Here is a 24,013-nt window from a genome sequence, read left to right as displayed (position 1 = left end):
CTCCATGGAGGTGTGCCGGATGACCAGTACGGTCCCCGCGTCCCTGATCCACGCCAACGGAAGCTCCGCCCTGCAGGCGGTCTTCCTCGACATGGACGGGACCCTCGTCGACACCGAGGGCTTCTGGTGGGACGCCGAGGTCGAGGTCTTCGCCGACCTCGGACACCGGCTCGACGAGGCATGGCGGGACATCGTGGTCGGCGGGCCGATGACCCGCAGCGCCGGCTACCTGATCGAGTCCACCGGCGCCGACATCACCCTCGACGAGCTGACCGTGCTGCTCAACGAGAAGTTCGAGCAGCGCATCGAGCGGGGCGTGCCCCTCATGCCCGGCGCCGAGCGGCTGCTGGCCGAGCTGGCCCGGCACTCCATCCCCACCGCCCTCGTCTCCGCCTCCCACCGGCGGATCATCGACCGCGTCCTGGAGTCCGTCGGCCGCGACCGCTTCCACCTCACCGTCGCCGGCGACGAGGTCAGCCGCACCAAGCCGCACCCGGAGCCGTATCTGACTGCCGCCCGCGGCGTCGGAGCCGACCCCGCCCTGTGCGCCGTCATCGAGGACACCGCGACCGGCGTCGCCGCCGGCGAGGCGGCCGGCTGCCGGGTCGTCGCCGTGCCCTCCGTCGCCCCGATCCCCGCCATGCCCGGACGGGTCGTGGTCCGCTCGCTCGAAGAGGTCGACGTACCGTTCCTGCGCACCCTCGTCTCGGGAATCTGAGCGAAGCCGAGCGGGAATCTGAGCTTTCTCTGAGGATTACCGCGGGTATTCGCCGAGGCCGCCTTCCGTGAGGTTCTCCCGCCCGCCGCCGCCCGTCTCCCGCGCAATAGGTTCAGGCCACTCCTCGCATTTCCATCGCGTGACCTTGGTCACCCAGCGTGCTCGCCGAGGGGTGGCCTGACCGCGTTCCCCGCCCGGAATGCGAACCTCCGCCGCCCCCTTGTGTCCCGATTCGCTCAGGACCGTCCACCTCGTGCGGCGCATGACTATCGAAGCGGACGCATTCATGATCACCCTTCGATTACTCCCCACCGGCCACCCCGTCCGGCAATAGCGGCGCCGCCCACTAATCTTTCGCGAGTACTTCGCCGCAATCACCGCGTGCGCCGGCGCATACCCAAGTCGCCGAGAACACAGGACCGATCGCAACTTCCCGGCCCGATCGCTCCCGCCCCGACCGGGCGGCCGGCGGCGGAGTGTCGTCCTACCGCTGTACCCCAGGCCGGCTGAGGAGAACGTCCCTTGATGAACCGCAAGACCTTGGTGCTGCCGGCCGTGGCCGGACTGCTCGCCCCCCTGCTCGCCGCCTGCGGCACGGGCGAGGACAACAGAGCCATCGTCGTCGGAACCACCGACCAGTTCGTCGCCACCGAGGAGGCGCCCGCCCCCCTCGACCCGGCCTACGCCTACGACACCGGCGCCTGGAACATCCTCCGCCAGACCGTCCAGACCCTCGTCCACGTGCCCCGCGGCGGCGGCCAGCCCGTCCCCGAGGCCGCCGAGAGCTGCGGCTTCTCCGACACCGCCAGCGAGAGCTACCGCTGCGTCCTGCGCCCCGGCCTCACCTTCGCCGACGGCACCCCCGTCACCGCCGAGGACGTCAAGTACTCCATCGACCGGGTCCGGAAGATCAAGTCCGACAACGGCGCCGCCGCCCTCCTGTCGACCATCGACACCGTCGAGACCAAGGGCGACCGCGAGATCGTCTTCCACCTCAACGCCCCCGACGCCACCTTCCCGTACAAGCTCTCCACCCCCGTCGCCGGCATCCTCAGCAAGGACAAGTACGCCGCCGACGCGCTCCGCGAGGGCTTCGAGGTGGACGGCTCCGGCCCGTACACCCTCAAGACCGAGACGGACGGCGACCAGGCCACCCGCTTCGTCTTCTCCCGCAACCCCCACTACAAGGGCGACATCACGCCCCGCAACGAGAAGGTCGAACTCCGCGCCTACGCCGACGCCGGCACCATGGGCAAGGCCCTGGAGAGCAAGGACATCGACATGATGGCCCGCTCCCTCTCCCAGGAGCAGGTCCGCGACCTCACCGAGAGCCCCAGCGAGGGCATCCGCGTCTCCGAGGTCCCCGGCCTGGAGATCCGCTACCTCGGCTTCAACACCAAGGCCCCCGCCGTCGAGGAGAAGGCCGTCCGCCAGGCCATGGCCGCCGTCGTCGACCGCGGCGCCCTCGTCAACCGGGTCTACGGCCCCACCGCGGAGCCGCTCTACTCGCTGATCCCCTCCAGCATCGCCGGTCACGCCACCCCCTTCTACGAGGAGTACGGCGAGGGCGACCCCGACCGCGCCGCCGCCATCCTCCGCAAGGCCGGCGTCCAGACCCCGGTCAAGCTCACCCTCCACTACACCACCGACCACTACGGCGCCGAGACCGCCCAGGAGTTCGCGACGCTGAAGAACCAGCTCATCGCCAGCGAACTCTTCGACGTCACCGTCAAGGGCACCGCCTGGTCCGAGTTCCGCCCCGCCCAGCGCCGCGGCGACTACGCCGTCTACGGCCTCGGCTGGTTCCCCGACTACCCGGACCCGGACAACTACGTCGCGCCCTTCCTCGACAGCGACAACTTCCTCGGCACCCCGTACGTCAACAAGAAGGTCCGCGACCAGCTCATCCCGCGCTCCCGCCGCGAGGCCGACCGCACCGCCGCCAACCCCGTCTACCAGCAGATCCAGAAGATCGTCGCCCAGGACGTGCCCGTCCTGCCGCTCTGGCAGGGCAAGCAGTACGTCGCCGCGCGCGACGACATCACCGGTGTCGAGTACGCCCTCAACACCTCCTCCGACCTGCTGCTCTGGGAGCTGAGCCGGGGCACCACCGCCTGACCCCTTCGTTGTACCGGCCGCGCAGCCACGCGCGGCCGGCCTGGCAAGAGATCACGAGGCAAGTTCTGTGAAGACGCACCACAAGTGGCTGACCGCCCCGCTCGCCGCGGGCCTCTCCGCCGCCCTCCTCGGCGGCTGCGGCACCGAACAGATACCGGGCTCCGGCTCGGCCGACGCCGTCCGGGTCGGCATGTCCGACGAGATCCTGGCGACCGACCCCGCCGCCGGCTACGACCCCGGCTCCTGGCTGCTGTTCAACAACGTCTTCCAGTCCCTCCTCGCCTTCCCCAAGGGCGGCTCCCTGCCCGAGCCCGAAGCCGCCGAGAAGTGCGCCTTCGGCGACGGCAGCACCGTCTACACCTGCACCCTCCGCCCCGGCCTGAAGTTCTCCAACGGCAACCCGCTCACCTCCGAGGACGTCAAGTTCTCCTTCGAGCGCGCCCTGAAGATCGCCGACCCCTCCGGCCCGGCGCCGCTGCTCTCCACCATCGACACCATCGAGACCCCCGACGAGCGGACCGTCGTCTTCCGCCTCAAGGTCCCGGACGCCACCTTCCCCAGCAAGATCGCCTCCGGCGCCGGCTCGATCGTCGACCACCGCGAGTACTCCGCCGACGCCCTCCGCACCGACGGCAAGGCCGTCGGCTCCGGCCCCTACAAGCTGGACTCCCTCAGCGACACCGAGGCCGTCTTCTCCGCCAACACCGGCTACCAGGGCACCGCCGAGCGCCGCAACGACCGGGTCGCCCTCAAGCTCTACCAGGGCGACCGCGCCGCCCTCGCCAAGGCGTTCGCCGACGGCGACCTCGACGTCGCCTACCGCGGCCTGTCCGCCGGCGACATCTCCGCCCTGGAGGCCTCCACCGAGGACCGCGGCGTCCAGGTCGTCCAGGGCAGCAGCGCCGAGGTCCAGCACCTCGTCTTCAACATGAAGGACCCCGTCGCCGGCAAGCTCGCCGTCCGCAAGGCGATCGCCCACCTCGTCGACCGCGACGCCCTCGTCGAGGACGTCTACAAGTCGACCGCCACGCCGCTCTACTCGATCGTCCCGGCCGGCATCAACGGCCACAACACCGCCTTCTTCGACACCTACGGCGCCCCCGACCCGGCGAAGGCCAAGAAGGCCCTCCGCGCCGCCGGCATCACGGACAAGGTCACCCTCACCCTCTGGTCCACCCCCAGCCGCTACGGCCCCTCCACCGACGCCGAGCTCAAGGCCATCGCCGCCCAGCTCAACGCCAGCGGCCTCTTCGACGCCGACGTCAAGTCCGTCGCCTTCGACCAGTACGAGAAGGACATCGCCGCCGGCAAGTACGGCGTCTACGTCAAGGGCTGGGTCCCCGACTACCCCGACGCCGACAACTTCACCGCGCCCTTCTTCGGCGAGGGCAACGTCCTCTCCAACCACTACGAGAACAAGACGATCACCGGCACCCTGCTGCCGAAGACCGCCGCCACCGCCGACCGCTCCGCCACCGACAAGGAGTACGGCGCGCTCCAGGACGTCGTCGCCGAGGAACTCCCCGTCCTCCCGCTCTGGCAGGGCAAGCAGTACGCCGTCACCCGCGACGGCGTCACCGGCCTCGAATGGACCCTCGACGCCTCCACCGTCTTCCGCTTCTGGGAGCTCCGCACCAGCTGACCCCCGCGGGTACGGCGAAGGGCCCGGCGCGCACCCCGCGCGCCGGGCCCTCCCGTACCGCACCGCCGCTACTGGCCGTTGCCCCCCGGCCGCACCAGACCGCTCTCGTACGCGTACACCGCCGCCTGCACCCGGTCGCGCAGGCCCAGCTTCGTCAGCACATGGCCCACATGCGTCTTGACCGTCGTCTCGCTGACGAACAGATCCGCCGCGATCTCCGCGTTCGACAACCCGCGCGCCACCAGCTTCAGCACCTCCACCTCACGGTCGGTCAGCGTGCCCAGCGTGTCCGGCACCTGCTCCTCGCCCGTCGGCAGATGCGCCGAGTACTTGTCCAGCAGCCGCCGCGTGATCGACGGGGCCAGCATCGCCTCGCCCGCCGCCACCACCCGGATCGCCTGCACCAGCTCGTTCGCCGGAGCGTCCTTCAGCAGGAAGCCGCTCGCCCCCGCGCGCAGCGCCTCCACCACGTACTCGTCCAGGTCGAACGTGGTCAGCACCAGCACCTTCGCCGGCCCGTCACGGCCCGGACCGGTGATCTGCCGGGTCGCCTCCACCCCGTCCATCCGCGGCATCCGGATGTCCATCAGCACCACGTCCGGCTGCAGCGCCCGCACCTGGTCCAGCGCCTGCAGACCGTCCCCGGCCTCACCCACCACCGTGATGTCCTGCTCCGCCTCCAGAATCATCCGGAAGCCGGTGCGCAGCAGCGGCTGGTCGTCGACCAGGAGGACGCGAATCGTCACAGGGGCTCCTTCACGAGGCGGTCGGGTCGCCGCCCATTCTGCCCTGCCCCGCCGGGCCCGCCTCCGCCGGGCGCGCGGAAACGATCTCCAGCGGATAGACCGGGGGAGTCCCCCCGAACTCCGGGCAGACCGCCCGGTGATCGCACCAGCCGCACAGCTTCGTCGGCCGCGGCCGCCAGTCGCCCGTCTCCGTCGCCGTCCGGATCGCGTCCCACAGCGCGTGCAGCTTCCGCTCCACCCGCCGCAGATCCGCCTCCACCGGGTCGTACGTCAGCACGTCACCGCTGCCCAGGTACACCAGCTGCAGCCGGCGCGGGACGATCCCCTTCAGCCGCCACACCACCAGGGCGTAGAACGTCATCTGGAACAGCGCGCCCTCGCTGTACTCCGGCCGCGGCGCCTTCCCCGTCTTGTAGTCGACGATCCGCACCTCACCCGTCGGCGCCACGTCCACCCGGTCGATCACCCCGCGCAGCCGCAGCCCCGACTCCAGCTCCGTCTCCACGAACAGCTCGCGCTCCGCCGGCTCCAGCCGCGCCGGATCCTCCAGCGTGAACCACCGCTCCACCAGCGCCTCGGCCTCCGCCAGCCACTGCCCGAGCCGCTCGCCCGCCGGATCGTCCGCGAACAGCTCGCCCAGCTCCGGCTTCGACTCCAGGAGCCGGTCCCACTGCCCCGGGATCATCGCCTTCGCCCGCGGCACCGTCCGCTCCGCCGCCGGATCGTCGAAGAGCCGCTCGAGCACCGCGTGCACCAGCGTCCCCCGCGTCGCCGCAGCGCTCGGCCTCTCCGGCAGCCGGTCGATCACCCGGAACCGGTACAACAGGGGACACTGCATGAAGTCGCTCGCCCGCGAGGGCGACAGCGACATGGGCGCCCGGGGCCCCTCCGGGAGCCGCTCGCTCGTACTCATGACACAGACCCTACGGCCCGCCACCGACAGCGAGCCGCCTACCATCGACGTATGACCCGTCGCGCTGCATGATCGACCCGTGACGCAGCGGCGCGGTCACCCCCGGCGACGAGAGGAACCCGTGAACCAGGACGAGCCCAAGCCGCAGCGGACCGAGGAACCCGGCGGCGGGATCCTCATGGGCCGGCCCTTCGGCGTGCCCGTCTACGTCGCACCCAGCTGGTTCCTCGTCGCCGCCCTCATCACCTGGGTCTTCGGCGACCAGATCGAACGCGTCCTGCCCGACCTTGGCGCCGCCCGCTACCTGGTCTCCCTCTTCTTCGCCGTCGCCTTCTACGCCTCCGTCCTCGTCCACGAACTCGCGCACACCATCGCCGCCCTCCGCTTCAAGCTCCCCGTCCGGCGCATCCAGCTGCAGTTCTTCGGCGGCGTCTCCGAGATCGAGAAGGAGTCCGAGACCCCCGGCCGCGAATTCGTCCTCGCCTTCGTCGGCCCCCTCCTCTCCCTCGTCCTCGCCGGCGTCTTCTACGCCGCCATGCAGGCCGTCGAGCCCGGCACCGTCCCCGGCGTCCTCCTCGCCGGCCTGATGATCTCCAACCTCATCGTCGCGATCTTCAACCTCCTCCCCGGCCTCCCGCTCGACGGCGGCCGGATGCTCCGCGCCGTCGTCTGGAAGCTCACCGGCAAGCCCATGAGCGGCACCGTCGCCGCCGCCTGGGTCGGCCGCGCCCTCGCCATCACCGTCCTCATCGGCCTCCCCCTCCTCACCCGCACCGGCTGGCTCGGCAACTCCACCGCCGACATCGACGGCTTCACCACCGTCACCGACGCCCTCCTCGCCGCCATCCTGGCCGCCATCATCTGGACCGGCGCCGGCAACAGCCTCCGCATGGCCCGCCTCCGCGAACACCTCCCCGACCTCCGCGCCCGCGCCCTCACCCGCCGCGCCATCCCCGTCGAACCCGAGACGCCCCTCTCCGAGGCCCTCCGCCGCGCCAACGAGGCAGGCGCCCGCGCCCTCGTCGTCGTCGACGGCACGGGCAGTCCCACCGGCATCGTCCGCGAGGCCGCCATCGCCGCCGTCCCCCAGCACCGCCGCCCCTGGGTCGCCGTCACCACCCTCACCCAGGACCTCACCGACGGCATGCGCGTCCCCGCCGAACTCACCGGCCAGCCCCTTCTCGACCACCTCCGCGCCACCCCCGCCACCGAGTACCTCGTCATGGAGGAGACCGGCGAGATCTACGGCGTCCTCTCCACCACCGACGTCGAGCGCGCCTTCGTGAAGGCCATGGCACGACCCTCCCCGTAAGCCCGGTACTCTTGTTCACATGTCCGAACCGACCGGTGCCGCCCGCCGACGCGGGCCCTTCAAGGTCGGGGACCAGGTTCAGCTGACCGACCCCAAGGGCCGCCACTACACGTTCACGCTCGAAGAGGGAAAGAACTTCCACACCCACAAGGGTTCCTTCCCGCACGACGAGCTGATCGGCGCCCCCGAGGGCAGCGTTGTCCGCACCACCGGAAACGTGGCCTACCTCGCGCTGCGCCCCCTGCTCCCCGACTACGTCCTGTCCATGCCCCGCGGCGCCGCCGTGGTCTACCCGAAGGACGCGGGACAGATCCTCGCCTTCGCCGACATCTTCCCCGGCGCTCGCGTCGTGGAGGCCGGCGTCGGCTCCGGCTCGCTCAGCAGCTTCCTGCTCCGCGCCATCGGCGACAGCGGCATGCTGCACTCCTACGAGCGCCGCGAGGACTTCGCCGAGATCGCGAAGGGCAACGTCGAGCGCTACTTCGGCGGCCCCCACCCGGCCTGGCAGCTGACCGTCGGCGACCTCCAGGACAACCTGACCGACACCGACGTCGACCGGGTCATCCTCGACATGCTCGCCCCCTGGGAGTGCCTGGAGGCCGTCTCCAAGAGCCTCGTCCCCGGCGGCATCCTCTGCTGCTACGTGGCCACCACCACCCAGCTCGCCCGCACCGTGGAGTCCATCCGCGAGATCGGCTGCTACGCCGAGCCGCAGCCCTGGGAGTCCATGATCCGCAACTGGCACGTCGAGGGCCTGGCCGTCCGCCCCGATCACCGCATGATCGGCCACACCGGCTTCCTCGTCACCGCCCGCCGCCTCGCGGACGGCGTGGAGCCCCCGATGCGCCGCCGCCGCCCCGCCAAGGGCGCCTACGGCGAGGACTACGACGGCCCCAACAAGGGCTGACACCCCGACAGGAACCAGGCCGACGCCGCCGCCCGACCACCCCGCGCACGGGGAACCGGGCGGCGGCGTCGCCGTGTTCGGCCCCCCTGTTCGACACCCCGGCTGTTCCGCCGCCCTGTGACGTATGGCACGATGCCCGCAACCCCTCGGCACGACCCTCACAGGAGACGTCTCGCGTGCAGCCCTCCGCCGCCCCGGACCCCGTGGACCTCGCACACACCCACGCCCGGCCGCTGCACTGGCTGGCCACCGCCACCGCGACCGCCGCGGTCGTCGCCCTCGCCGGCGCCCTGACCCCCGACGCCGCCGAAGCGGGCCCCGCCACCGCCTCCGCTTCCGCCCCCGCGGCCCCCGGCCCGGCCCCCGCGCCCGACGCCGACACCGCCGCCTACCCGCTCCGGTGCGGGGGAGCGGACCACCGCGTCGCCCAGCGCGTCACCGGCGACCTCGACGGCGACAAGAACCCCGAGACCATTGCGGTCGTACACTGCGAAGCCGGATCCGGAACCCCGCCCGCCGGGCTGTACGTCCTCACCCGCGGCCGCGGCGACCGGGCCGCCGCACGCGTCGTGGCCACCCTCGTCGACCCGCGCGAGCAGCGCAGCGTCACCGGCCTCGCGATCCGTGACGGCGCCGTCCACGCCACCCTGCTCGGCTACTCGTCCCCCGACGTCCCCAGCTGCTGCCCCGACGAGAAGGAGCAGGTCACCTGGGAATGGACCGGCGGCGCCTTCGTCCGCACCGCCGGCACCCAAGCACGCGGCGCCTGACCGTCACTCCGCGTCGGGGCCGTACACCTCGACGCGGTCCCGGACCCGCCGCACATGGATGCAGTCGCCCGGGCACTCCTTCGCCGAGTCCACCACGTCCTGGAGCAGCACCAGCGGCACCGGCGTCGTCGCCCCCACCTCCTGGAGCAGCTCGTCGTCCGCGCTCTTCACATACGCGAGCCCGTCGATGTCCAGCTCGAAGACCTCGGGGGCGTACTGCGCGCAGATCCCGTCCCCGGTGCACAGGTCCTGGTCGATCCAGACCTCCAGAGCCTCCTCGGCCCCTTCGGCCGGCGCCTCGTGCTGCACGCTCATCTCTTCTGCCGTTTCTGCTCCGCGCGGACAATTGAGGCCGCGACCCGCGGGTGTTGACCCCTCACGACGATACAACTGCCCGCTTTCAGAGCGTGAAGGGTGGGTATTCCCCTGGCGAGAGGGGAAGCGCAAGGGTGAAGATCGGACACACCCCCGAGTCTTTTTGATCTAGGGGTTTCAATCATCACCCACGCAGGTAGGGTCAGGATGCGTCCAGCTCCCCTTGGAGGAGGTGAGGACCGTGGCAGCCCACGACGACGACAACAACCGCGGCATCCGGCCGGGGCGGGGGTCTGAAGACCCCGCCGGCCAGGTTGCCTATCTCGAGCAGGAAATCGCCGTCCTGCGCCGCAAGCTCGCCGACTCTCCGCGACACACGAGGATTCTCGAAGAGCGGATCGTCGAGCTGCAGACGAACCTGGCCGGCGTGTCCGCGCAGAACGAAAGGCTGGCGAACACGCTCCGTGAGGCACGCGACCAGATCGTGGCCCTCAAGGAGGAGGTCGACCGGCTCGCGCAGCCGCCGGCCGGCTTCGGTGTCTTCCTGCAGGCGAACGAGGACGGCACATGCGACATCATCACCGGGGGCCGCAAGCTCCGGGTGAACGTGAGCCCCAGCGTCGAGCTCGAAGAGCTCCGGCGCGGCCAGGAAGTCATGCTCAACGAGGCGCTCAACGTGGTCGAGGCCATGGAGTTCGAGCGCGCCGGGGACATCGTCACCCTCAAGGAGATCCTCGAGGACGGCGAGCGCGCCCTGGTGGTCGGGCACACCGACGAGGAGCGGGTGGTGAGGCTCGCCGAGCCTCTGCTGGACGTCACCATCCGCGCCGGCGACGCCCTGCTCTTCGACTCCCGCTCCGGCTACGTCTACGAGGTCGTCCCCAAGAGCGAGGTCGAGGAACTCGTCCTCGAAGAGGTCCCGGACGTCGACTACGACAAGATCGGCGGTCTGGGCAACCAGATCGAGCTGATCCGCGACGCGGTCGAGCTCCCGTACCTCTACCCGGACCTGTTCAAGGAGCACGAACTGCGGCCGCCCAAGGGCATCCTGCTCTACGGGCCGCCCGGCTGCGGCAAGACGCTCATCGCCAAGGCCGTCGCCAACTCCCTGGCCAAGAAGGTCGCCGAGGTCACCGGCCAGCCCGCGGGGAAGTCCTACTTCCTCAACATCAAGGGCCCCGAGCTCCTCAACAAGTACGTCGGCGAGACCGAGCGGCACATCCGCCTGGTCTTCCAGCGGGCCCGGGAGAAGGCGAGCGAGGGCACCCCCGTCATCGTCTTCTTCGACGAGATGGAGTCGCTCTTCCGCACCCGCGGATCGGGCGTCAGCTCGGACGTGGAGAACACCATCGTCCCCCAGCTGCTCGCCGAGATCGACGGCGTCGAGGGCCTGGAGAACGTGATCGTGATCGGCGCCTCCAACCGCGAGGACATGATCGACCCCGCGATCCTCCGCCCCGGCCGGCTCGACGTGAAGATCAAGATCGAGCGCCCGGACGCCGAGGCCGCGAAGGACATCTTCGCCAAGTACCTCACCGCCAACCTCCCGCTCCACACGGACGACGTCGCCGAGCACAGCGGCTCCAAGGCCGCCGCCGCACACGGAATGATCCAGTCCGTCGTCGAGCAGATGTACGCGGAATCCGAGGAGAACCGCTTCCTCGAAGTCACGTACGCCAACGGCGACAAGGAAGTCCTCTACTTCAAGGACTTCAACTCCGGCGCGATGATCCAGAACATCGTCGACCGGGCCAAGAAGATGGCCATCAAGGCATTCCTCGACCACAACCAGAAGGGCATCCGCGTCTCCCACCTCCTCCAGGCCTGCGTGGACGAGTTCAAGGAGAACGAGGACCTGCCCAACACCACCAACCCGGACGACTGGGCCCGCATCTCCGGAAAGAAGGGCGAGCGGATCGTCTTCATCCGCACCCTCGTCACCGGAAAGCAGGGCGCGGACACCGGACGCTCCATCGACACGGTGGCCAACACCGGTCAGTACCTGTAAAACGCACACCGGCTGCGGATGTCCGGAAACCGGGCATCCGCAGCCGTCGCATTCACCCAGGAAAAACTCCCGGCCACATCCGGGAAATACCGCAAGTGATCTCCCCACCAGCGCGGAGCCGCTCTAGGCTCTTCGGTACCGCCGAGTCGCGCACTGAGAGCGCCGCCGGGCAAGGAGGGCCGCATGACCGTACGGCGAGTAATGGGCATCGAGACGGAGTACGGGATCTCCGTCCCGGGACACCCGAACGCCAATGCCATGCTCACCTCGTCCCAGATCGTCAACGCCTACGCCGCGGCGATGCACCGGGCGCGCCGCGCCCGCTGGGACTTCGAGGAGGAGAACCCGCTGCGGGACGCCCGCGGCTTCGACCTCGCCCGCGAGGCCGCCGACTCCAGCCAGCTCACCGACGAGGACATCGGCCTCGCCAACGTGATCCTCACCAACGGCGCCCGGCTCTACGTCGACCACGCCCACCCCGAGTACAGCGCCCCCGAGGTCACCAACCCGCGCGACGCCGTCCTCTGGGACAAGGCCGGCGAGCGGATCATGGCCGAGGCCGCCGAGCGCGCCGCCCAGCTCCCCGGCGCCCAGCCCATCCACCTCTACAAGAACAACACCGACAACAAGGGCGCCTCCTACGGCACGCACGAGAACTACCTGATGAAGCGGGAGACCCCCTTCTCGGACATCGTGCGCCACCTGACGCCCTTCTTCGTCTCCCGCCAGGTCGTCACCGGCGCGGGCCGGGTCGGCATCGGCCAGGACGGGCGCGAGAACGGCTTCCAGATCAGCCAGCGCGCCGACTACTTCGAGGTCGAGGTCGGCCTGGAGACCACCCTCAAGCGGCCCATCATCAACACCCGCGACGAACCGCACGCCGACGCGGAGAAGTACCGCCGGCTGCACGTGATCATCGGGGACGCCAACCTCTCCGAGATCTCCACCTACCTCAAGCTGGGCACCACGGCGCTCGTCCTCTCCATGATCGAGGACGGCTTCATCACCGTCGACCTCGCCGTCGACCAGCCCGTCCGCACCCTCCACCACGTCTCCCACGACCCCGGCCTCCAGTACCTCGTCACGCTGCGCAGCGGCCGGACACTCACCGCCGTCCAGCTCCAGATGGAGTACTGCGAGCTGGCCAGGAAGTACGTGGACGAGCGGTACGGGCCGGACGCCGACGAGCAGACCAAGGACGTCCTGTCCCGCTGGGAGGACACCCTCAACCGGCTCGAGAACGACCCGATGAGCCTCGCCGGCGAGCTGGACTGGATCGCCAAGCGGGAGCTCATGGAGGGCTACCGGCGCCGGGACGGCCTCGACTGGGACGCGGCCCGGCTGCACCTGGTGGACCTCCAGTACGCGGACGTACGGCCCGAGAAGGGCCTGTACAACCGCCTGGCGGCCCGCGGGCGCATGAAGCGGCTCCTCGACGAGGCCGAGGTGGAGCGAGCCGAGACGGCGCCTCCGGAGGACACCCGGGCCTACTTCCGGGGCCGCTGCCTGGAGCAGTACGCCGACGACGTCGCCGCGGCCTCCTGGGACTCGGTGATCTTCGACCTGCCGGGCCGCGACTCGCTCCAGCGCGTCCCGACCCTGGAGCCGCTGCGCGGCACCAAGGCCCATGTGGCGGCGCTCCTGGACCGCTGCCGCACCGCGGAGGAACTCGTCAGGGTTCTCTCCGGCAACTGATTCGAGACCTGAACAGGGGCTGAAACGGCCGGCCCCTGGGAATCATGAAAGCAGTGCCCGGACGTTGTGGAAACGCGGGGGCCGATGTCGGTCCCGGCTTGTAGGGTCTGATCTTGAAGGACCCGTAGCACCAGTCCGAGCGATCCGATTCGAGCGGGGTGAGGAAATGGCGACCAAGGACACCGGCGGCGGACAGCAGAAGGCGACGCGTTCCACGGAAGAGGTCGAGGAGACCACCACGGAGGCGAGCTCCGACCTCAAGGAGCGCCAGGAGAAGCTGAGCGACGACGTCGACTCGGTCCTCGACGAGATCGACGACGTCCTCGAGGAGAACGCGGAGGACTTCGTTCGAAGCTTCGTACAAAAAGGCGGCCAGTAGCCTTCGAATCGAAGGTGATGTCGCAGGGGCGGGGAGATGTCGGAGGCTGTCAAGTTCTGCCGTGGCTGTCGTCGGGACGTGCTGCTCACCGGATTCGCGCGGGACTCCAATCGCGGGGACGGACTACAGCCGAGGTGCCGGGAATGCGTTTCCGTCTATGGGGCCGAGCGCTACCGGATGAGTCAGGCAGCCAAGGGCAAGGTCGTCCGAAGCAAGGCGGATGTGCCGGTGGGTCACAAGCTCTGTCGGCAGTGCGGTGAGATCAAGCCGCACGACGACTGGCACCGCAACGCCACCGCGTCGGACGGCCTCGCCACTTGTTGCAAGACATGCAAGAAAGCGCAGGGGAGAGCCGGGCATCTGAAGCGCCAGTACGGCATCACCGAAGCCGAACGCGACCGGATGATCGCCGCCCAGAGCGGCGTCTGCGTGATCTGCCAGGAGGGTCCGGCGGAACATGTGGATCACGATCATCAGACGGGTAAGGTCCGAGGCGTGCTGTGCTTCAGTTGCAACGCGGCGCTGGGGCAGTTCAAGGATCGGCCGGACGTCATCAGGCGTGCGGCCGCATACGTGGAAGGAAACCTGTGGAACCCAACACTCGTAGCACAGGGCGTCTACCGGCTGCCTTCCTGACGCCGGGCTCTTCGTCCTTCATCGACTTCCTCGCCGACCACTCGCCCGAGCTGCTGCCGGGGAACCGGAAGCTGCCGGAGGGGATCGTCGAGGCTCCGCACGGGACGACCATCGTGGCCGCGACGTTCCCGGGGGGCGTCGTGCTCGCCGGTGACCGGCGAGCCACCATGGGCAACATGATCGCGCAGCGGGACATCGAGAAGGTGTTCCCGGCGGACGAGTACTCGGCCGTCGGCATCGCCGGCACCGCCGGCCTCGCCGTCGAGATGGTCAAGCTCTTCCAGCTGGAGCTGGAGCACTTCGAGAAGGTGGAGGGCGCCACGCTCTCCCTGGAGGGCAAGGCGAACCGTCTCTCCACCATGATCCGCAGCAACCTCGGCATGGCCATGCAGGGCCTCGCCGTCGTGCCGCTCTTCGCGGGCTGGGACGAGGGCCGGGAGAAGGGCCGGATCTTCTCGTACGACGTGACCGGCGGCCGCTCCGAGGAGCACGGGTACGCCGCCACCGGCTCGGGTTCGATCTTCGCGCGCGGCTCCATGAAGAAGCTGTACCGCGAGGACCTCACCGAGCAGCAGGCGACCACCCTGGTCGTGCAGGCGCTGTACGACGCGGCGGACGACGACTCGGCGACCGGTGGCCCGGACCTGGCCCGCCGGATCTTCCCGATCGTCACCGTCATCACCGACGAGGGCTTCCGCAGGCTCTCCGAGGCGGAGTCCTCCGAACTCGCCCGTTCGGTCACCGAGCGGCGTCTGGAGCAGCCGGACGGACCGCGCGCCGCCCTGCTCTGATCCGTACGTCGCCCCCTCACAGCCCAGAAGAAAGGGACGAGCGCCGGTGTCGACACCGTTCTACGTCTCACCCCAGCAGGCCATGGCCGACCGCGCGGAGTACGCCCGCAAGGGCATCGCGCGCGGCCGCAGCCTGGTGGTCCTCCAGTACGCCGACGGCATCGTCTTCGTCGGCGAGAACCCGTCCCGTGCCCTGCACAAGTTCAGCGAGATCTACGACCGGATCGGCTTCGCCGCGGCCGGCAAGTACAACGAGTACGAGAACCTGCGCATCGGCGGCGTCCGCTACGCCGACCTGCGCGGCTACACCTACGACCGGGACGACGTCACCGCGCGCGGCCTGGCCAACGTGTACGCGCAGACGCTGGGCACCATCTTCTCCAGCGCCGGCGAGAAGCCGTACGAGGTGGAGCTGGTGGTGGCGGAGGTCGGCACCGAGCCGGCCGGTGACCAGATCTACCGGCTGCCGCACGACGGTTCCATCGTGGACGAGCACGGCTCGGTCGCGGTGGGCGGCAACGCGGAGCAGATCAGCTCGTTCCTGGACCAGCGGCACCGGGACGGGATGTCGCTCGCGGAGGCCCTGAAGCTGGCCGTGCAGGCGCTCTCCCGGGACACCAACGGCACCGAGCGGGAGATTCCCGCGGAGCGCCTGGAGGTGGCGGTGCTGGACCGGACGCGTCCGCAGCAGCGGAAGTTCAAGCGGATCGTCGGGCGCCAGCTCTCCCGGCTCCTGGAGGCGGACGACGCCGCCGTGACGAAGACGGACGACCCCTCGGACGAGCAGCCCGAGGAGTAGACCCGCACGCGTACGGAGGGGCCCGGTCCTGGTGGACCGGGCCCCTCCGCCTTCTCCGGGACTCAGACGGCCGCTGCCGGGCCCGTGGAGCCGCGCGGGACCAGCTCGACGGGCAGGACGTCCGCCCGGGCCGGTTCGCCCGCCAGGACGGCGAGGAGGGCCTCCATGCCACGACGGCCGAACTCCTGGGCGGGCAGGCGGACGGTGGTGAGCTCCGGTTCGACCGCGGTCGCCAGGGCCATGTCGTCGAAGCCGGTGACGGAGAGGTCCTCCGGGACGCGCAGGCCGAGCCGCCGGGCGGCCTTGCAGACGCCGGCGGCGAGGATGTCGTCGTCGCAGATCACGGCCGTGGGGCGCGGCCCGGGGGCGGCGAGGGCGGCCGCGGCGGTCTCCCGTGCGGCGGCGACGGTCAGCGGCGACCGCACGGTCCGCACCTCGGCCCCGCGCAGCGCCTCGGCGAGCACGGCGGCGCGGACGTCGAAGGTCCAGGAGGGCGCCGCCGACGCCAGGTGCAGGAAGCGGCGGTGGCCGAGGGCCAGCAGGTGGGCGGTGACCAGGCGCATGCCCTCGGCGACGTCGAGGTTGACGTGGGCGGCGGCGCCGGGGCCCGCGGGGTCGCTGTCGAGCATGACGAGGGGGAGGTCGCTGCCGCGGAAGGCGTCCAGGGCGTCGGTCGCCATGGAGGAGGCCAGCACGCCGTCCAGGGCGGCCTGGGCGGAGGCGAAGGGGTCGCGGGCCGGGCCGAGGCCGTCGGGGGAGGGGTAGAGCACCACGCCGAAGCCGTGGTCGGCGGCGACCGCCGCGGCGCCGGTGTACACGTGGGCGAAGAACTCGTTGGTGAGGGCGGGCACCACGAGCAGCGCGGTGCGGGTGCGGCCGAGGCGCAGGTTGCGGGCGGCCAGGTTGGGCCGGTAGCCGAGCTCGCGGGCGGCGGCCCGGACGGTGTCGGCGGTGCGTTCCGAGACCCGCCCCCGCCACTTGTCGCCGAGGACGAGGGAGACGGTGGCCTGTGACACCCCGGCGGTGCGGGCCACGTCCCGGCTGGTGGGGCGGGCGCCGCTACGGGGCTCGGGGGTGTGCACGGGGCCTCCGCGGGGGCGTGTCCGGCCGGTTCGCCGGGTGGGTGTCGAGCGGCGCCGGGTGGACCGGCGTACCGTCGCCATGGTACGTATGACCTCGGACGTTATACGTAAAACCTCGGCGCGAGCCGACGGAGGGGAGACCCGCATGGCCACGGCGCACGGCGGCTACCGCGACATCCTGCGGGCGCCACACGCGCTCCGCCTGCTCACCGGCACCCTGGTCGGCCGGCTGCCCAACGGCACCGGCCCCGTCGCCATGACCCTCTTCGTCCGCGACCAGGGCGGCGGCTACACCCTCGCGGGCGGGCTGGTCGCCGCGTACGGCCTGGCCAACGCCGTCGGGCAGCCGCTGCTGGGCCGCGCCGTCGACCTCAAGGGGCAGCCGCGCGTCCAGCTGCCCGCCGCCGTCCTCTCGGCCCTCGGCATGGCCCTGTTCGCGTTCGCCGGCATCGGGAACCTCCCCCTCGCCTACGCCGCCGTCGTCCTCGCCGGGTTCTTCACCCCGCCCCTGGAGGGCGGTCTGCGGGCCCTCTGGCCGAGCGTCCTGGGCCGCGAGGACCGGGTCCACCGGGCCTACGCCCTCGACGCCGTCGCCCAGGAGGTCATGTTCACCGTCGGCCCGCTCCTGGTGACCCTCCTCGTCGCCCTGTGGTCGCCCGCCGCCGCCCTCCTCGTCATCAACCTCATCGGCGTGCTCGGCGCGCTCTCCGTGGTCCTCTCCGCGCCCTCCCGCGCCTGGCGCTCCGCCCCCCGCGAGGCCCACTGGCTCGGCGCGCTGCGCTCGCCCGGGCTGCTCGCCCTGCTCGGCTCGTTCTTCTTCGTCGGCCTCGCCCTCGGCTCCATCACGGTCGCCGCCGTCGCCTACGCCGACGACCGCGGCACCCCGTCCGTCTACGGCTGGCTGATGGCCGCCCTCGGCCTCGGCGCACTGCTCGGCGGCGTGCTCTACGGCGCCCGCCAGTGGGCCGGCGCCCCGGAGGGCCGGCTCCGGGTCCTGGTCGCCCTGCTCGCGCTCTGCTACCTGCCCCTGACGCTCACCCCCGGACCGGTCGCCATGGCCGCCCTCTCGGCCCTCGCCGGCGTCTTCCTCGCCCCCGTCCTGGCCTGCGCCTTCATCGTGGTGGACCGGCACGCCCCGGCCGGCACCGTCACCGAGGCGTTCTCCTGGCTCGTGACCACCTTCGGCGTCGGCGCCGCGCTGGGCTCGGCCGCCGCCGGACCCGCGATCGAACTCGCCGGAACCGTCGCCGGGTTCGCCGTGGCCGGCGCCGGCGGCCTGGTCGCCCTGCTGGTCCTGCTCGCCACCGGGCGGGTGCTGAACGATCCCGACGCGCCCGGCCGGCGCACGCGACACGCCGCGAGCGGGGGCGCCGCCACCCCCGTACACACGGAAAAGAACGCCCTCTGATCGGAAAATGATCGAAACGGGAACGTCCAACCCGGTTTCAGCACAGGCCGTCAGGCGTAATGTTCAGACATGGACCGCCGCATTTTCGGGCTGGAGAACGAGTACGGCGTCACGTGCACGTTCAGGGGACAGCGCCGACTGTCTCCTGACGAAGTGGCGCGGTACCTCTTCCGCCGAGTCGTGTCATGGGGCCGCAGCAGCAATGTCTTCCTGCGGAACGGTGCCCGCCTGTACCTCGACGTGGGTTCGCATCCGGAATATGCCACACCGGAATGCGACGACGTGATCGAACTCGTCACCCACGACAAGGCCGGCGAGCGCATTCTCGAAGGTCTTCTCGTGGACGCCGAACGCCGCCTGCACGAGGAGGGAATCGCGGGCGACGTCTATCTCTTCAAGAACAACACGGACTCCGCCGGAAACTCGTACGGCTGCCACGAGAACTATCTCGTCGCCCGCCACGGCGAGTTCTCCCGCCTCGCCGACATCCTCATCCCGTTCCTGGTCACGCGTCAGCTGATCTGCGGCGCGGGCAAGGTCCTGCAGACCCCGCGAGGCGCCGTCTACTGCGTCTCCCAGCGCGCCGAGCACATCTGGGAGGGCGTCAGCTCCGCCACCACCCGCTCCCGGCCCATCATCAACACCCGGGACGAGCCGCACGCCGACGCGGAGCGCTACCGCCGCCTCCACGTCATCGTCGGCGACTCGAACATGTCCGAGACGACCATGCTCCTCAAGGTCGGCGCCACCGACCTCGTGCTGCGCATGATCGAGGCCGGCACCGTGATGCGCGACCTGACCCTGGAGAACCCGATCCGGGCCATCCGCGAGGTCAGCCACGACATCACCGGACAGCGCAAGGTGCGCCTGGCCAGCGGCCGCGAGGCGTCCGCCCTGGAGGTGCAGCGCGAGTACTTCGACAAGGCGTCCGACTTCGTCGACCGGCGCGGCATCCGCTCCGGCACCGTCGCCCAGGTCCTCGAACTGTGGGGCCGCACGCTCGACGCGATCGAGCAGGAGGAGCTGGACCGCATCCAGACCGAGATCGACTGGGTGATGAAGTACAAGCTCATCGAGCGCTACCGCGCCAAGCACAACATGACCATGTCGAACCCGCGGGTCGCCCAGATAGACCTCGCCTACCACGACATCCACCGCCGCCGCGGGCTCTACTACCTGCTCCAGAAGAACGGGCAGGCGGCGCGGATCTGCAACGACGTGAAGATCTTCGAGGGCAAGTCCGTGCCCCCGCAGACCACCCGGGCCCGGCTCCGCGGCGACTTCATCCGCCGCGCCCAGGAGCAGCGCCGGGACTTCACCGTCGACTGGGTCCACCTCAAGCTCAACGACCAGGCGCAGCGCACGGTCCTGTGCAAGGACCCGTTCCGCTCGGTCGACGACCGGGTGGAGAAGCTGATCGCCGGAATGTAGGACGATCGCAAGAGCAGGTCGGGGCCCCGCGCGGACGACGCGCGGGGCCCTGGACGTCACGGGCGGGTCCCCTAGAGTGTCCGGACAACTACCGTGCCGTCTGAGATCTGAGGAACACGTGCGCCGACTTGCCGGCCTTCTCGTCGTCCCACTGCTGCTGCTCACCACAGCGGCGTGCGGCAGCGAAACCAAGGGCTCCGATAACGCCTCGATGACCAACGGGCTGCCCGCCATCACCGCGGGGCAGAAGTTCGGCGAGAAGCCGACCCTCTCCAAGGGCGAGGGCGACCCGCCGAAGGAACTCAAGGTCAACGTCATCAGCGAGGGCGACGGCCCGGTGACCAAGGACGGCGACGCCCTCCAGGTCAACTACCTCGGTCAGACCTGGGACTCCACGACCCCCTTCGACAACAGCTTCGACCGGGGCGAGCCGTTCACCCTCACCCTCGGCGCCGGCCAGGTCATCAAGGGCTGGGACCAGGGCCTGAAGGGCCAGAAGGTCGGCAGCCGCCTGGAGATCGGCATCCCGCCGGAGCTCGGCTACGGCGAGCAGGGCTCCCCGCCGAGCATCAAGGGCGGCGCCACCCTGGTCTTCGTCGTCGACATCCTGAAGGCGACCACCATCCCGAAGTCCGCCGAGGGCACCGTCGTCGCCCAGGAGAACAAGGACCTGCCCAAGGTCGGCACCAACACCGACGGCAAGGCCCCCTCGCTGACCGTGCCCAAGACGGACGCGCCCAAGGCGCTCGTCTCCAACTACGTCATCGAGGGCAAGGGCGAGGCCGTCAAGGCCACCGACACCCTGACCGTCCAGTACCAGGGCGTGCTCTGGAAGGACGGCAAGAAGTTCGACAGCTCCTACGACCGGGGCGCCCCGGCCACCTTCCAGCTCTCCGGCGTCATCCCGGGCTGGACCAAGGGCCTGGAGGGCAAGAAGGTCGGCAGCCGCGTGCTGCTCGTCGTCCCGCCGGCCGACGGCTACGGCGACAAGGCCCAGGGCCCGATCCCGGCCAACTCCACCCTCGTCTTCACCGTGGACATCCTGGCCAAGCAGTAGCCGGTCCCCGCGCGACCCGGCCCGCCGCGAGGTAGGTTGTCCGGGTCGCGCGGGCCATCGTCCGCGCGGTTCCACCCGTATGAGGAGCACACTGCAGTGAGCATCGAGAAGCCCGAGGTCGACTTCCCGGGCGGCGAGCCGCCGGCCGACCTGGAGATCAAGGACATCTGGGAGGGCGACGGCGCGACCGCCGCCGCCGGGAACACCGTCCAGGTCCACTACGTCGGTGTCTCCTTCAGCACCGGTGAGGAGTTCGACGCCTCCTGGAACCGCGGCGAGGCGCTGGAGTTCCCGCTCGGTGCCGGCATGGTCATCGCGGGCTGGGACCGCGGCATCCAGGGCATGAAGGTCGGCGGCCGCCGCCAGCTGGTCATCCCCGCGCACCTCGCCTACGGCGACCGCGGCGCCGGCGCCAAGATCGCCCCCGGCGAGACGCTGATCTTCGTCTGCGACCTGGTCGGCGTGAAGTAGGACCGACCGGCTCCGCGCCCCCGGCCGAGGGCCCCCGCCTCCGCGGCGGGGGCCCTCGGCTTTTGTCCGGACACCCCGGGGCGGTACGGTCGGACGTCCGAGAACGGAACCGGGGAAGAGGGTGCAGGGCGTCCATGGCGATTGCCAAGGCCGAGCGGCTGATGAATCTCGCGCTGTGCCTGCTCGGGACGCGCCGCGCGCTCAGCAAGCGCGAACTGCGCGGCTCGATCGAGGCGTACCTGGAGGCCAGCGGGGACGAAGCCTTCAACCGCATGTTCGAGCGGGACAAGGACGACCTCCGCGAGCTCGGCCTGGTCATCGAGACCGTCGAGAACCTCGACGGCGAGACCGGCTACCTCGCCCGCCGCGACTCCAACCGCCTCCCGCCCATCACCCTGGACGCCGAGGAGGCCGCCGCGCTCGGCCTCGCCGCCCGGGTCTGGCAGCAGGCCCGCCTCGCCGGCGCCGCCAGCGGCGCCCTCCAGAAGCTCCGCGCCGCCGGCATGCCCGAGGCCGAGGAGACGTACGACATCCAGCCCAGCGCCCTCGAACCCCGCATCCCGGTGCACGAGGCCGCCTTCGAGCCGCTGATGCTCGCCTGCCGCGACCGGCGCCCCGTCTCCTTCGACTACCGCAAGGCCAACGCCGCCCGCCCCGAGCCCCGCCAGGTCGAGCCCTGGACGCTGGAGTGCTGGCGCGGCCACTGGTACCTGGCCGGCTGGGACCGCGACCGCGGCGCCGAGCGCGTCTTCCGCCTCTCCCGCATCACCGGCCGGGTCCGCTCCCGCGCCGGCGCCTTCACCGCGCCCGTGCCCGACGCCGTCACCGTCCGCGAGACCGTCGAGAGCTGGGCCGGCGAGACCGCCACCCGCTCCGCCCGCATCCGGCTCCGGGCCGGCTGCGGCTACCCGCTGCGCGCCCGCGCCACCGAGACCAGCGAGGGCACCGACGGCTGGGACGAGCTGGAGATCCCGTACGGGCACGGCCTCGACGCCTGGCTCGTCGAGTTCGGACCCGACGTCGTCGTACTGGAACCGGCCGACCTGCGGGCCGACGTGGTGGAGCGGCTGCGCGCCGTCGCCAAGGGCTGAGGGGGAGACGAACCGCATGGCTGCCAACGCGATCGACCAGACGAGGCGGATGCTCTCCCTCGTCACCTACCTCCGCGAGCGCCCCGGCGCCCACGTCGCCGACGTGGCCCGCGCCTTCGGCATCACCGAGGACGAGCTGATCTCCGACCTGGACGTGCTGCCCATGTGCGGCACCAGCTTCCGGGGCGGCGACCTCCTCGACATCGACACCGACGGCGACCGGATCTGGTGGCACAACCCGGACGACGTCGCCGAACCGCTGCGGCTCGCCGCCGACGAGGCCACCGCGCTGCTCGTCGCCGCCCGCGCCGTCGCCACCCTGCCCGGGCTGCGCGAGGGCGACCGGGACGCGCTGGTCCGCGCCACCGCGAAGCTGGAGGCCGCCGCCGGTGAGGCCGCCGGCGCCAGCGCCCGCCTCTCGGTCACCTTCGAGTCCGAGGGCGGCGTCTTCGCCGAGGTCGACCGGGCCATCTCGGAGCGCAAGCGGCTCTGGCTGCGCTACTACTCGCCGGCCCGCGACGAGCTCACCGAGCGCGAGGTCGACCCCATCCGCCTCTTCGCCGTCGGCCACACCTACATGGAGGCGTGGTGCCGGCTGTCCGAGGCGCGCCGCACCTTCCGGCTGGACCGCGTGGCCGAGATCCGGATCCTGGAGGAGGCCGCCGCGCCGCCGGAGCTGGAACTGCGCGACCTCTCCGAGGGGCTGGTGCAGCCCTCGGCCGACGACCCCGAGGTGGTGGTCGAGGTCGGCCCCGGCGGCCGCTGGGTCGCCGAGTACTACCCGCACGACCGGGCCGACGAGCTGCCCGACGGCGGGCTGCGGATCACCCTGCGCACCCCCGACCCGGCCTCGCTGAAGCGGCTCGCGCTGCGGCTCGGCAGCGACGGGCGGATCGTCTCGCCCGCCGGGCTCGCGGACAGCGCCCGGGAGGCGGCGAGCGCCGCGCTCGCCGCGTACGAGGGCGTGTGAGCCTGCCCCGTACGCCCTTCGGAGAAGGAGCCGGGCGGGGCGGGTGGCGGAAGGTCCAGGGAGTTCGAGACAGGGAGAGTTGAGGGAAATGTCCGTGATGCCCGATCTGTCGGTGAGTCCGGTCCTCTTCAAAGCCGCCTGCCCCGACTGCCGCTGCCGCTTCGAACTCACCGCCGGCGCCCTGCGCCTGGCCATCGGAGCCAGCCGCCGCACCACCTTCTACTCCTTCACCTGCCCGGAGTGCGGCAGCGCCGTCCGCAAACCCGCCGGCGAACGCATCGTCGAACTCCTCACCGGCGGCGGCGTCCGCACCCTCCGCCTCCACACCACCGCCTGACCACCGGCCCACCCCCCAACGGCTAGGCTCGCCCCATGCTCTGGCCCATGCTCGCGATCGCCCTCGGCTTCCTCGGCCTCGCCGTCCTCGGCGTCCTCGCCGTCAAGGTCTTCCTGGAGGTCCGGCGCCTCGCCCGCCAAGTGGCCGTCACCACACAGCGCATCCAGCGCGCCGCCGAGGACCTGGAGACCGCCGCCACCGGACTGGCCCGAACCAGCCGCTCCCTGCCCTGAGTCGGCCCCTCGCCCCGCCCCGATCCGGCCTGATCAGGGCCCCTCGGACGCAATCGCGAGTATGCACGGGCATTGCCCGACGTTTACTCCTGCGGGTTACGATCGCAGACAGCGCGGTGGCCGGACGCATGTCCGACCGGCCGGGCACGCACCCATGCCGCCTCGGTGAGAAGAGAGACCACAG

The 24,013-nt window shown here is 71.0% G+C and carries 24 protein-coding genes; 20 read left to right on the top strand and 4 right to left on the bottom strand.

The genetic code is table 11. The features are described from left to right. The first annotated feature begins 19 nt into the window (after nt 1-19). The 3 genes from ABFY03_RS08310 to ABFY03_RS08300 all read left to right on the top strand — a co-directional run bounded on the left by ABFY03_RS08310 (nt 20) and on the right by ABFY03_RS08300 (nt 4,478). Nucleotides 20-718 (top strand): HAD family hydrolase, encoded by a 699-nt coding sequence (locus tag ABFY03_RS08310; RefSeq protein ID WP_319008725.1) that lies wholly within the window; start codon nt 20-22, stop codon nt 716-718. A gap of 525 nt (nt 719-1,243) precedes the next feature. After that, entirely contained in the window at nt 1,244-2,836 is a 1,593-nt protein-coding gene (locus ABFY03_RS08305; RefSeq protein ID WP_319008724.1) for an ABC transporter substrate-binding protein, read from the top strand. A gap of 67 nt (nt 2,837-2,903) precedes the next feature. Next, the gene (locus ABFY03_RS08300) at nt 2,904-4,478 is read left to right on the top strand and encodes an ABC transporter substrate-binding protein (RefSeq protein ID WP_319008723.1); all 1,575 of its coding nucleotides are present in this window, start codon (nt 2,904-2,906) and stop codon (nt 4,476-4,478) included. A 68-nt stretch (nt 4,479-4,546) separates the two neighbouring features. Here ABFY03_RS08300 and ABFY03_RS08295 read toward each other — a convergent pair whose 3' ends face one another. Then, on the bottom strand, nt 4,547-5,224 hold the full coding sequence (locus ABFY03_RS08295; RefSeq protein ID WP_030494404.1) for a response regulator: 678 nt from the start codon (nt 5,222-5,224) through the stop codon (nt 4,547-4,549). A 10-nt stretch (nt 5,225-5,234) separates the two neighbouring features. Beyond that, nucleotides 5,235-6,137, bottom strand: coding sequence for a RecB family exonuclease (locus tag ABFY03_RS08290; protein ID WP_319008722.1), 903 nt, complete (start codon nt 6,135-6,137; stop codon nt 5,235-5,237). A gap of 178 nt (nt 6,138-6,315) precedes the next feature. Between ABFY03_RS08290 and ABFY03_RS08285 the strand changes: the two genes are divergently transcribed. The 3 genes from ABFY03_RS08285 (at nt 6,316) to ABFY03_RS08275 (ending at nt 9,126) form a co-directional block, all read left to right on the top strand. Beyond that, nucleotides 6,316-7,449, top strand: coding sequence for a site-2 protease family protein (locus ABFY03_RS08285; protein WP_319008730.1), 1,134 nt, complete (start codon nt 6,316-6,318; stop codon nt 7,447-7,449). 19 nt (nt 7,450-7,468) lie between these two features. Continuing rightward, nucleotides 7,469-8,356, top strand: coding sequence for a tRNA (adenine-N1)-methyltransferase (locus tag ABFY03_RS08280; RefSeq protein ID WP_031013975.1), 888 nt, complete (start codon nt 7,469-7,471; stop codon nt 8,354-8,356). Nucleotides 8,357-8,532: 176 nt separating this feature from the next. Continuing rightward, nucleotides 8,533-9,126: a hypothetical protein gene (locus tag ABFY03_RS08275; RefSeq protein ID WP_319008721.1), complete on the top strand. Its 594-nt coding sequence runs from the start codon at nt 8,533-8,535 to the stop codon at nt 9,124-9,126. A gap of 3 nt (nt 9,127-9,129) precedes the next feature. Here the strand turns inward: ABFY03_RS08275 and ABFY03_RS08270 are convergent, their stop codons facing one another. After that, a complete protein-coding gene (locus ABFY03_RS08270) occupies nt 9,130-9,441 on the bottom strand; it encodes a ferredoxin (protein WP_346169588.1) in 312 nt (103 codons plus the stop codon). Between the two features lie 241 nt (nt 9,442-9,682). Here ABFY03_RS08270 and arc point away from each other — a divergent pair, with 241 nt between their 5' ends. The 6 genes from arc (at nt 9,683) to prcA (ending at nt 15,749) form a co-directional block, all read left to right on the top strand. Then, nucleotides 9,683-11,449 (top strand): proteasome ATPase, encoded by a 1,767-nt coding sequence (arc, locus tag ABFY03_RS08265; protein ID WP_319008719.1) that lies wholly within the window; start codon nt 9,683-9,685, stop codon nt 11,447-11,449. A gap of 183 nt (nt 11,450-11,632) precedes the next feature. After that, nucleotides 11,633-13,144 (top strand): depupylase/deamidase Dop, encoded by a 1,512-nt coding sequence (gene dop, locus ABFY03_RS08260; RefSeq protein WP_319008718.1) that lies wholly within the window; start codon nt 11,633-11,635, stop codon nt 13,142-13,144. Nucleotides 13,145-13,310: 166 nt separating this feature from the next. Beyond that, on the top strand, nt 13,311-13,523 hold the full coding sequence (locus ABFY03_RS08255) for a ubiquitin-like protein Pup (protein ID WP_030494396.1): 213 nt from the start codon (nt 13,311-13,313) through the stop codon (nt 13,521-13,523). A 36-nt stretch (nt 13,524-13,559) separates the two neighbouring features. Then, nucleotides 13,560-14,159, top strand: coding sequence for an endonuclease VII domain-containing protein (locus tag ABFY03_RS08250; RefSeq protein ID WP_319008717.1), 600 nt, complete (start codon nt 13,560-13,562; stop codon nt 14,157-14,159). Then, the gene (gene prcB, locus ABFY03_RS08245) at nt 14,111-14,950 is read left to right on the top strand and encodes a proteasome subunit beta (protein WP_319008716.1); all 840 of its coding nucleotides are present in this window, start codon (nt 14,111-14,113) and stop codon (nt 14,948-14,950) included. Before ABFY03_RS08250 ends, prcB begins: the two co-directional genes overlap by 49 nt. Nucleotides 14,951-14,996: 46 nt before the next feature. After that, nucleotides 14,997-15,749: a proteasome subunit alpha gene (gene prcA, locus ABFY03_RS08240; RefSeq protein ID WP_030494393.1), complete on the top strand. Its 753-nt coding sequence runs from the start codon at nt 14,997-14,999 to the stop codon at nt 15,747-15,749. 62 nt (nt 15,750-15,811) lie between these two features. Here prcA and ABFY03_RS08235 read toward each other — a convergent pair whose 3' ends face one another. After that, on the bottom strand, nt 15,812-16,831 hold the full coding sequence (locus tag ABFY03_RS08235; RefSeq protein WP_319008715.1) for a LacI family DNA-binding transcriptional regulator: 1,020 nt from the start codon (nt 16,829-16,831) through the stop codon (nt 15,812-15,814). A gap of 145 nt (nt 16,832-16,976) precedes the next feature. Here ABFY03_RS08235 and ABFY03_RS08230 point away from each other — a divergent pair, with 145 nt between their 5' ends. From ABFY03_RS08230 to ABFY03_RS08195, 8 genes are all read left to right on the top strand, one after another. Continuing rightward, nucleotides 16,977-18,239 carry an MFS transporter gene (locus ABFY03_RS08230; protein ID WP_319008714.1) on the top strand — a complete coding sequence of 421 codons (1,263 nt, stop codon included), beginning with the start codon at nt 16,977-16,979 and terminating at the stop codon, nt 18,237-18,239. 69 nt (nt 18,240-18,308) lie between these two features. Further along, the gene (gene pafA / locus ABFY03_RS08225) at nt 18,309-19,670 is read left to right on the top strand and encodes a Pup--protein ligase (RefSeq protein ID WP_319008713.1); all 1,362 of its coding nucleotides are present in this window, start codon (nt 18,309-18,311) and stop codon (nt 19,668-19,670) included. Nucleotides 19,671-19,788: 118 nt separating this feature from the next. Next, nucleotides 19,789-20,727, top strand: coding sequence for an FKBP-type peptidyl-prolyl cis-trans isomerase (locus ABFY03_RS08220; protein ID WP_346169587.1), 939 nt, complete (start codon nt 19,789-19,791; stop codon nt 20,725-20,727). A 96-nt stretch (nt 20,728-20,823) separates the two neighbouring features. Further along, nucleotides 20,824-21,198: an FKBP-type peptidyl-prolyl cis-trans isomerase gene (locus ABFY03_RS08215; RefSeq protein WP_319008711.1), complete on the top strand. Its 375-nt coding sequence runs from the start codon at nt 20,824-20,826 to the stop codon at nt 21,196-21,198. Between the two features lie 134 nt (nt 21,199-21,332). Next, on the top strand, nt 21,333-22,289 hold the full coding sequence (locus ABFY03_RS08210; protein ID WP_319008710.1) for a helix-turn-helix transcriptional regulator: 957 nt from the start codon (nt 21,333-21,335) through the stop codon (nt 22,287-22,289). Between the two features lie 16 nt (nt 22,290-22,305). Next, nucleotides 22,306-23,259, top strand: coding sequence for a helix-turn-helix transcriptional regulator (locus tag ABFY03_RS08205; protein WP_319008709.1), 954 nt, complete (start codon nt 22,306-22,308; stop codon nt 23,257-23,259). Nucleotides 23,260-23,347: 88 nt separating this feature from the next. After that, nucleotides 23,348-23,596, top strand: coding sequence for a hypothetical protein (locus ABFY03_RS08200; protein WP_319008708.1), 249 nt, complete (start codon nt 23,348-23,350; stop codon nt 23,594-23,596). Nucleotides 23,597-23,631: 35 nt separating this feature from the next. Continuing rightward, nucleotides 23,632-23,829 carry a hypothetical protein gene (locus ABFY03_RS08195; protein WP_319008707.1) on the top strand — a complete coding sequence of 66 codons (198 nt, stop codon included), beginning with the start codon at nt 23,632-23,634 and terminating at the stop codon, nt 23,827-23,829. Nucleotides 23,830-24,013: the final 184 nt, after the last annotated feature.

Source organism: Streptomyces roseofulvus, assembly GCF_039534915.1.
GTDB lineage: Bacteria > Actinomycetota > Actinomycetes > Streptomycetales > Streptomycetaceae > Streptomyces > Streptomyces roseofulvus.
The sequence above is the reverse complement of the archived record's forward strand: the minus strand, read 5'-3'. Positions and strand labels throughout refer to the sequence as shown.

Excerpts from the sequence above, each read along its gene's own strand:
- ABFY03_RS08310 (WP_319008725.1), top strand. The coding sequence starts at position 20 with ATGACCAGTACGGTCCCCGCGTCCCTGATCCACGCCAACGGAAGCTCC.
- ABFY03_RS08305 (WP_319008724.1), top strand. The coding sequence starts at position 1,244 with ATGAACCGCAAGACCTTGGTGCTGCCGGCCGTGGCCGGACTGCTCGCC.
- ABFY03_RS08290 (WP_319008722.1), bottom strand. The coding sequence starts at position 6,137 with ATGAGTACGAGCGAGCGGCTCCCGGAGGGGCCCCGGGCGCCCATGTCG.
- ABFY03_RS08285 (WP_319008730.1), top strand. The coding sequence starts at position 6,316 with ATGGGCCGGCCCTTCGGCGTGCCCGTCTACGTCGCACCCAGCTGGTTC.
- ABFY03_RS08280 (WP_031013975.1), top strand. The coding sequence starts at position 7,469 with ATGTCCGAACCGACCGGTGCCGCCCGCCGACGCGGGCCCTTCAAGGTC.
- ABFY03_RS08270 (WP_346169588.1), bottom strand. The coding sequence starts at position 9,441 with ATGAGCGTGCAGCACGAGGCGCCGGCCGAAGGGGCCGAGGAGGCTCTG.
- dop (WP_319008718.1), top strand. The coding sequence starts at position 11,633 with ATGACCGTACGGCGAGTAATGGGCATCGAGACGGAGTACGGGATCTCC.
- ABFY03_RS08255 (WP_030494396.1), top strand. The coding sequence starts at position 13,311 with ATGGCGACCAAGGACACCGGCGGCGGACAGCAGAAGGCGACGCGTTCC.
- ABFY03_RS08250 (WP_319008717.1), top strand. The coding sequence starts at position 13,560 with ATGTCGGAGGCTGTCAAGTTCTGCCGTGGCTGTCGTCGGGACGTGCTG.
- ABFY03_RS08230 (WP_319008714.1), top strand. The coding sequence starts at position 16,977 with ATGGCCACGGCGCACGGCGGCTACCGCGACATCCTGCGGGCGCCACAC.
- pafA (WP_319008713.1), top strand. The coding sequence starts at position 18,309 with ATGGACCGCCGCATTTTCGGGCTGGAGAACGAGTACGGCGTCACGTGC.
- ABFY03_RS08210 (WP_319008710.1), top strand. The coding sequence starts at position 21,333 with ATGGCGATTGCCAAGGCCGAGCGGCTGATGAATCTCGCGCTGTGCCTG.
- ABFY03_RS08205 (WP_319008709.1), top strand. The coding sequence starts at position 22,306 with ATGGCTGCCAACGCGATCGACCAGACGAGGCGGATGCTCTCCCTCGTC.
- ABFY03_RS08200 (WP_319008708.1), top strand. The coding sequence starts at position 23,348 with ATGTCCGTGATGCCCGATCTGTCGGTGAGTCCGGTCCTCTTCAAAGCC.
- ABFY03_RS08195 (WP_319008707.1), top strand. The coding sequence starts at position 23,632 with ATGCTCTGGCCCATGCTCGCGATCGCCCTCGGCTTCCTCGGCCTCGCC.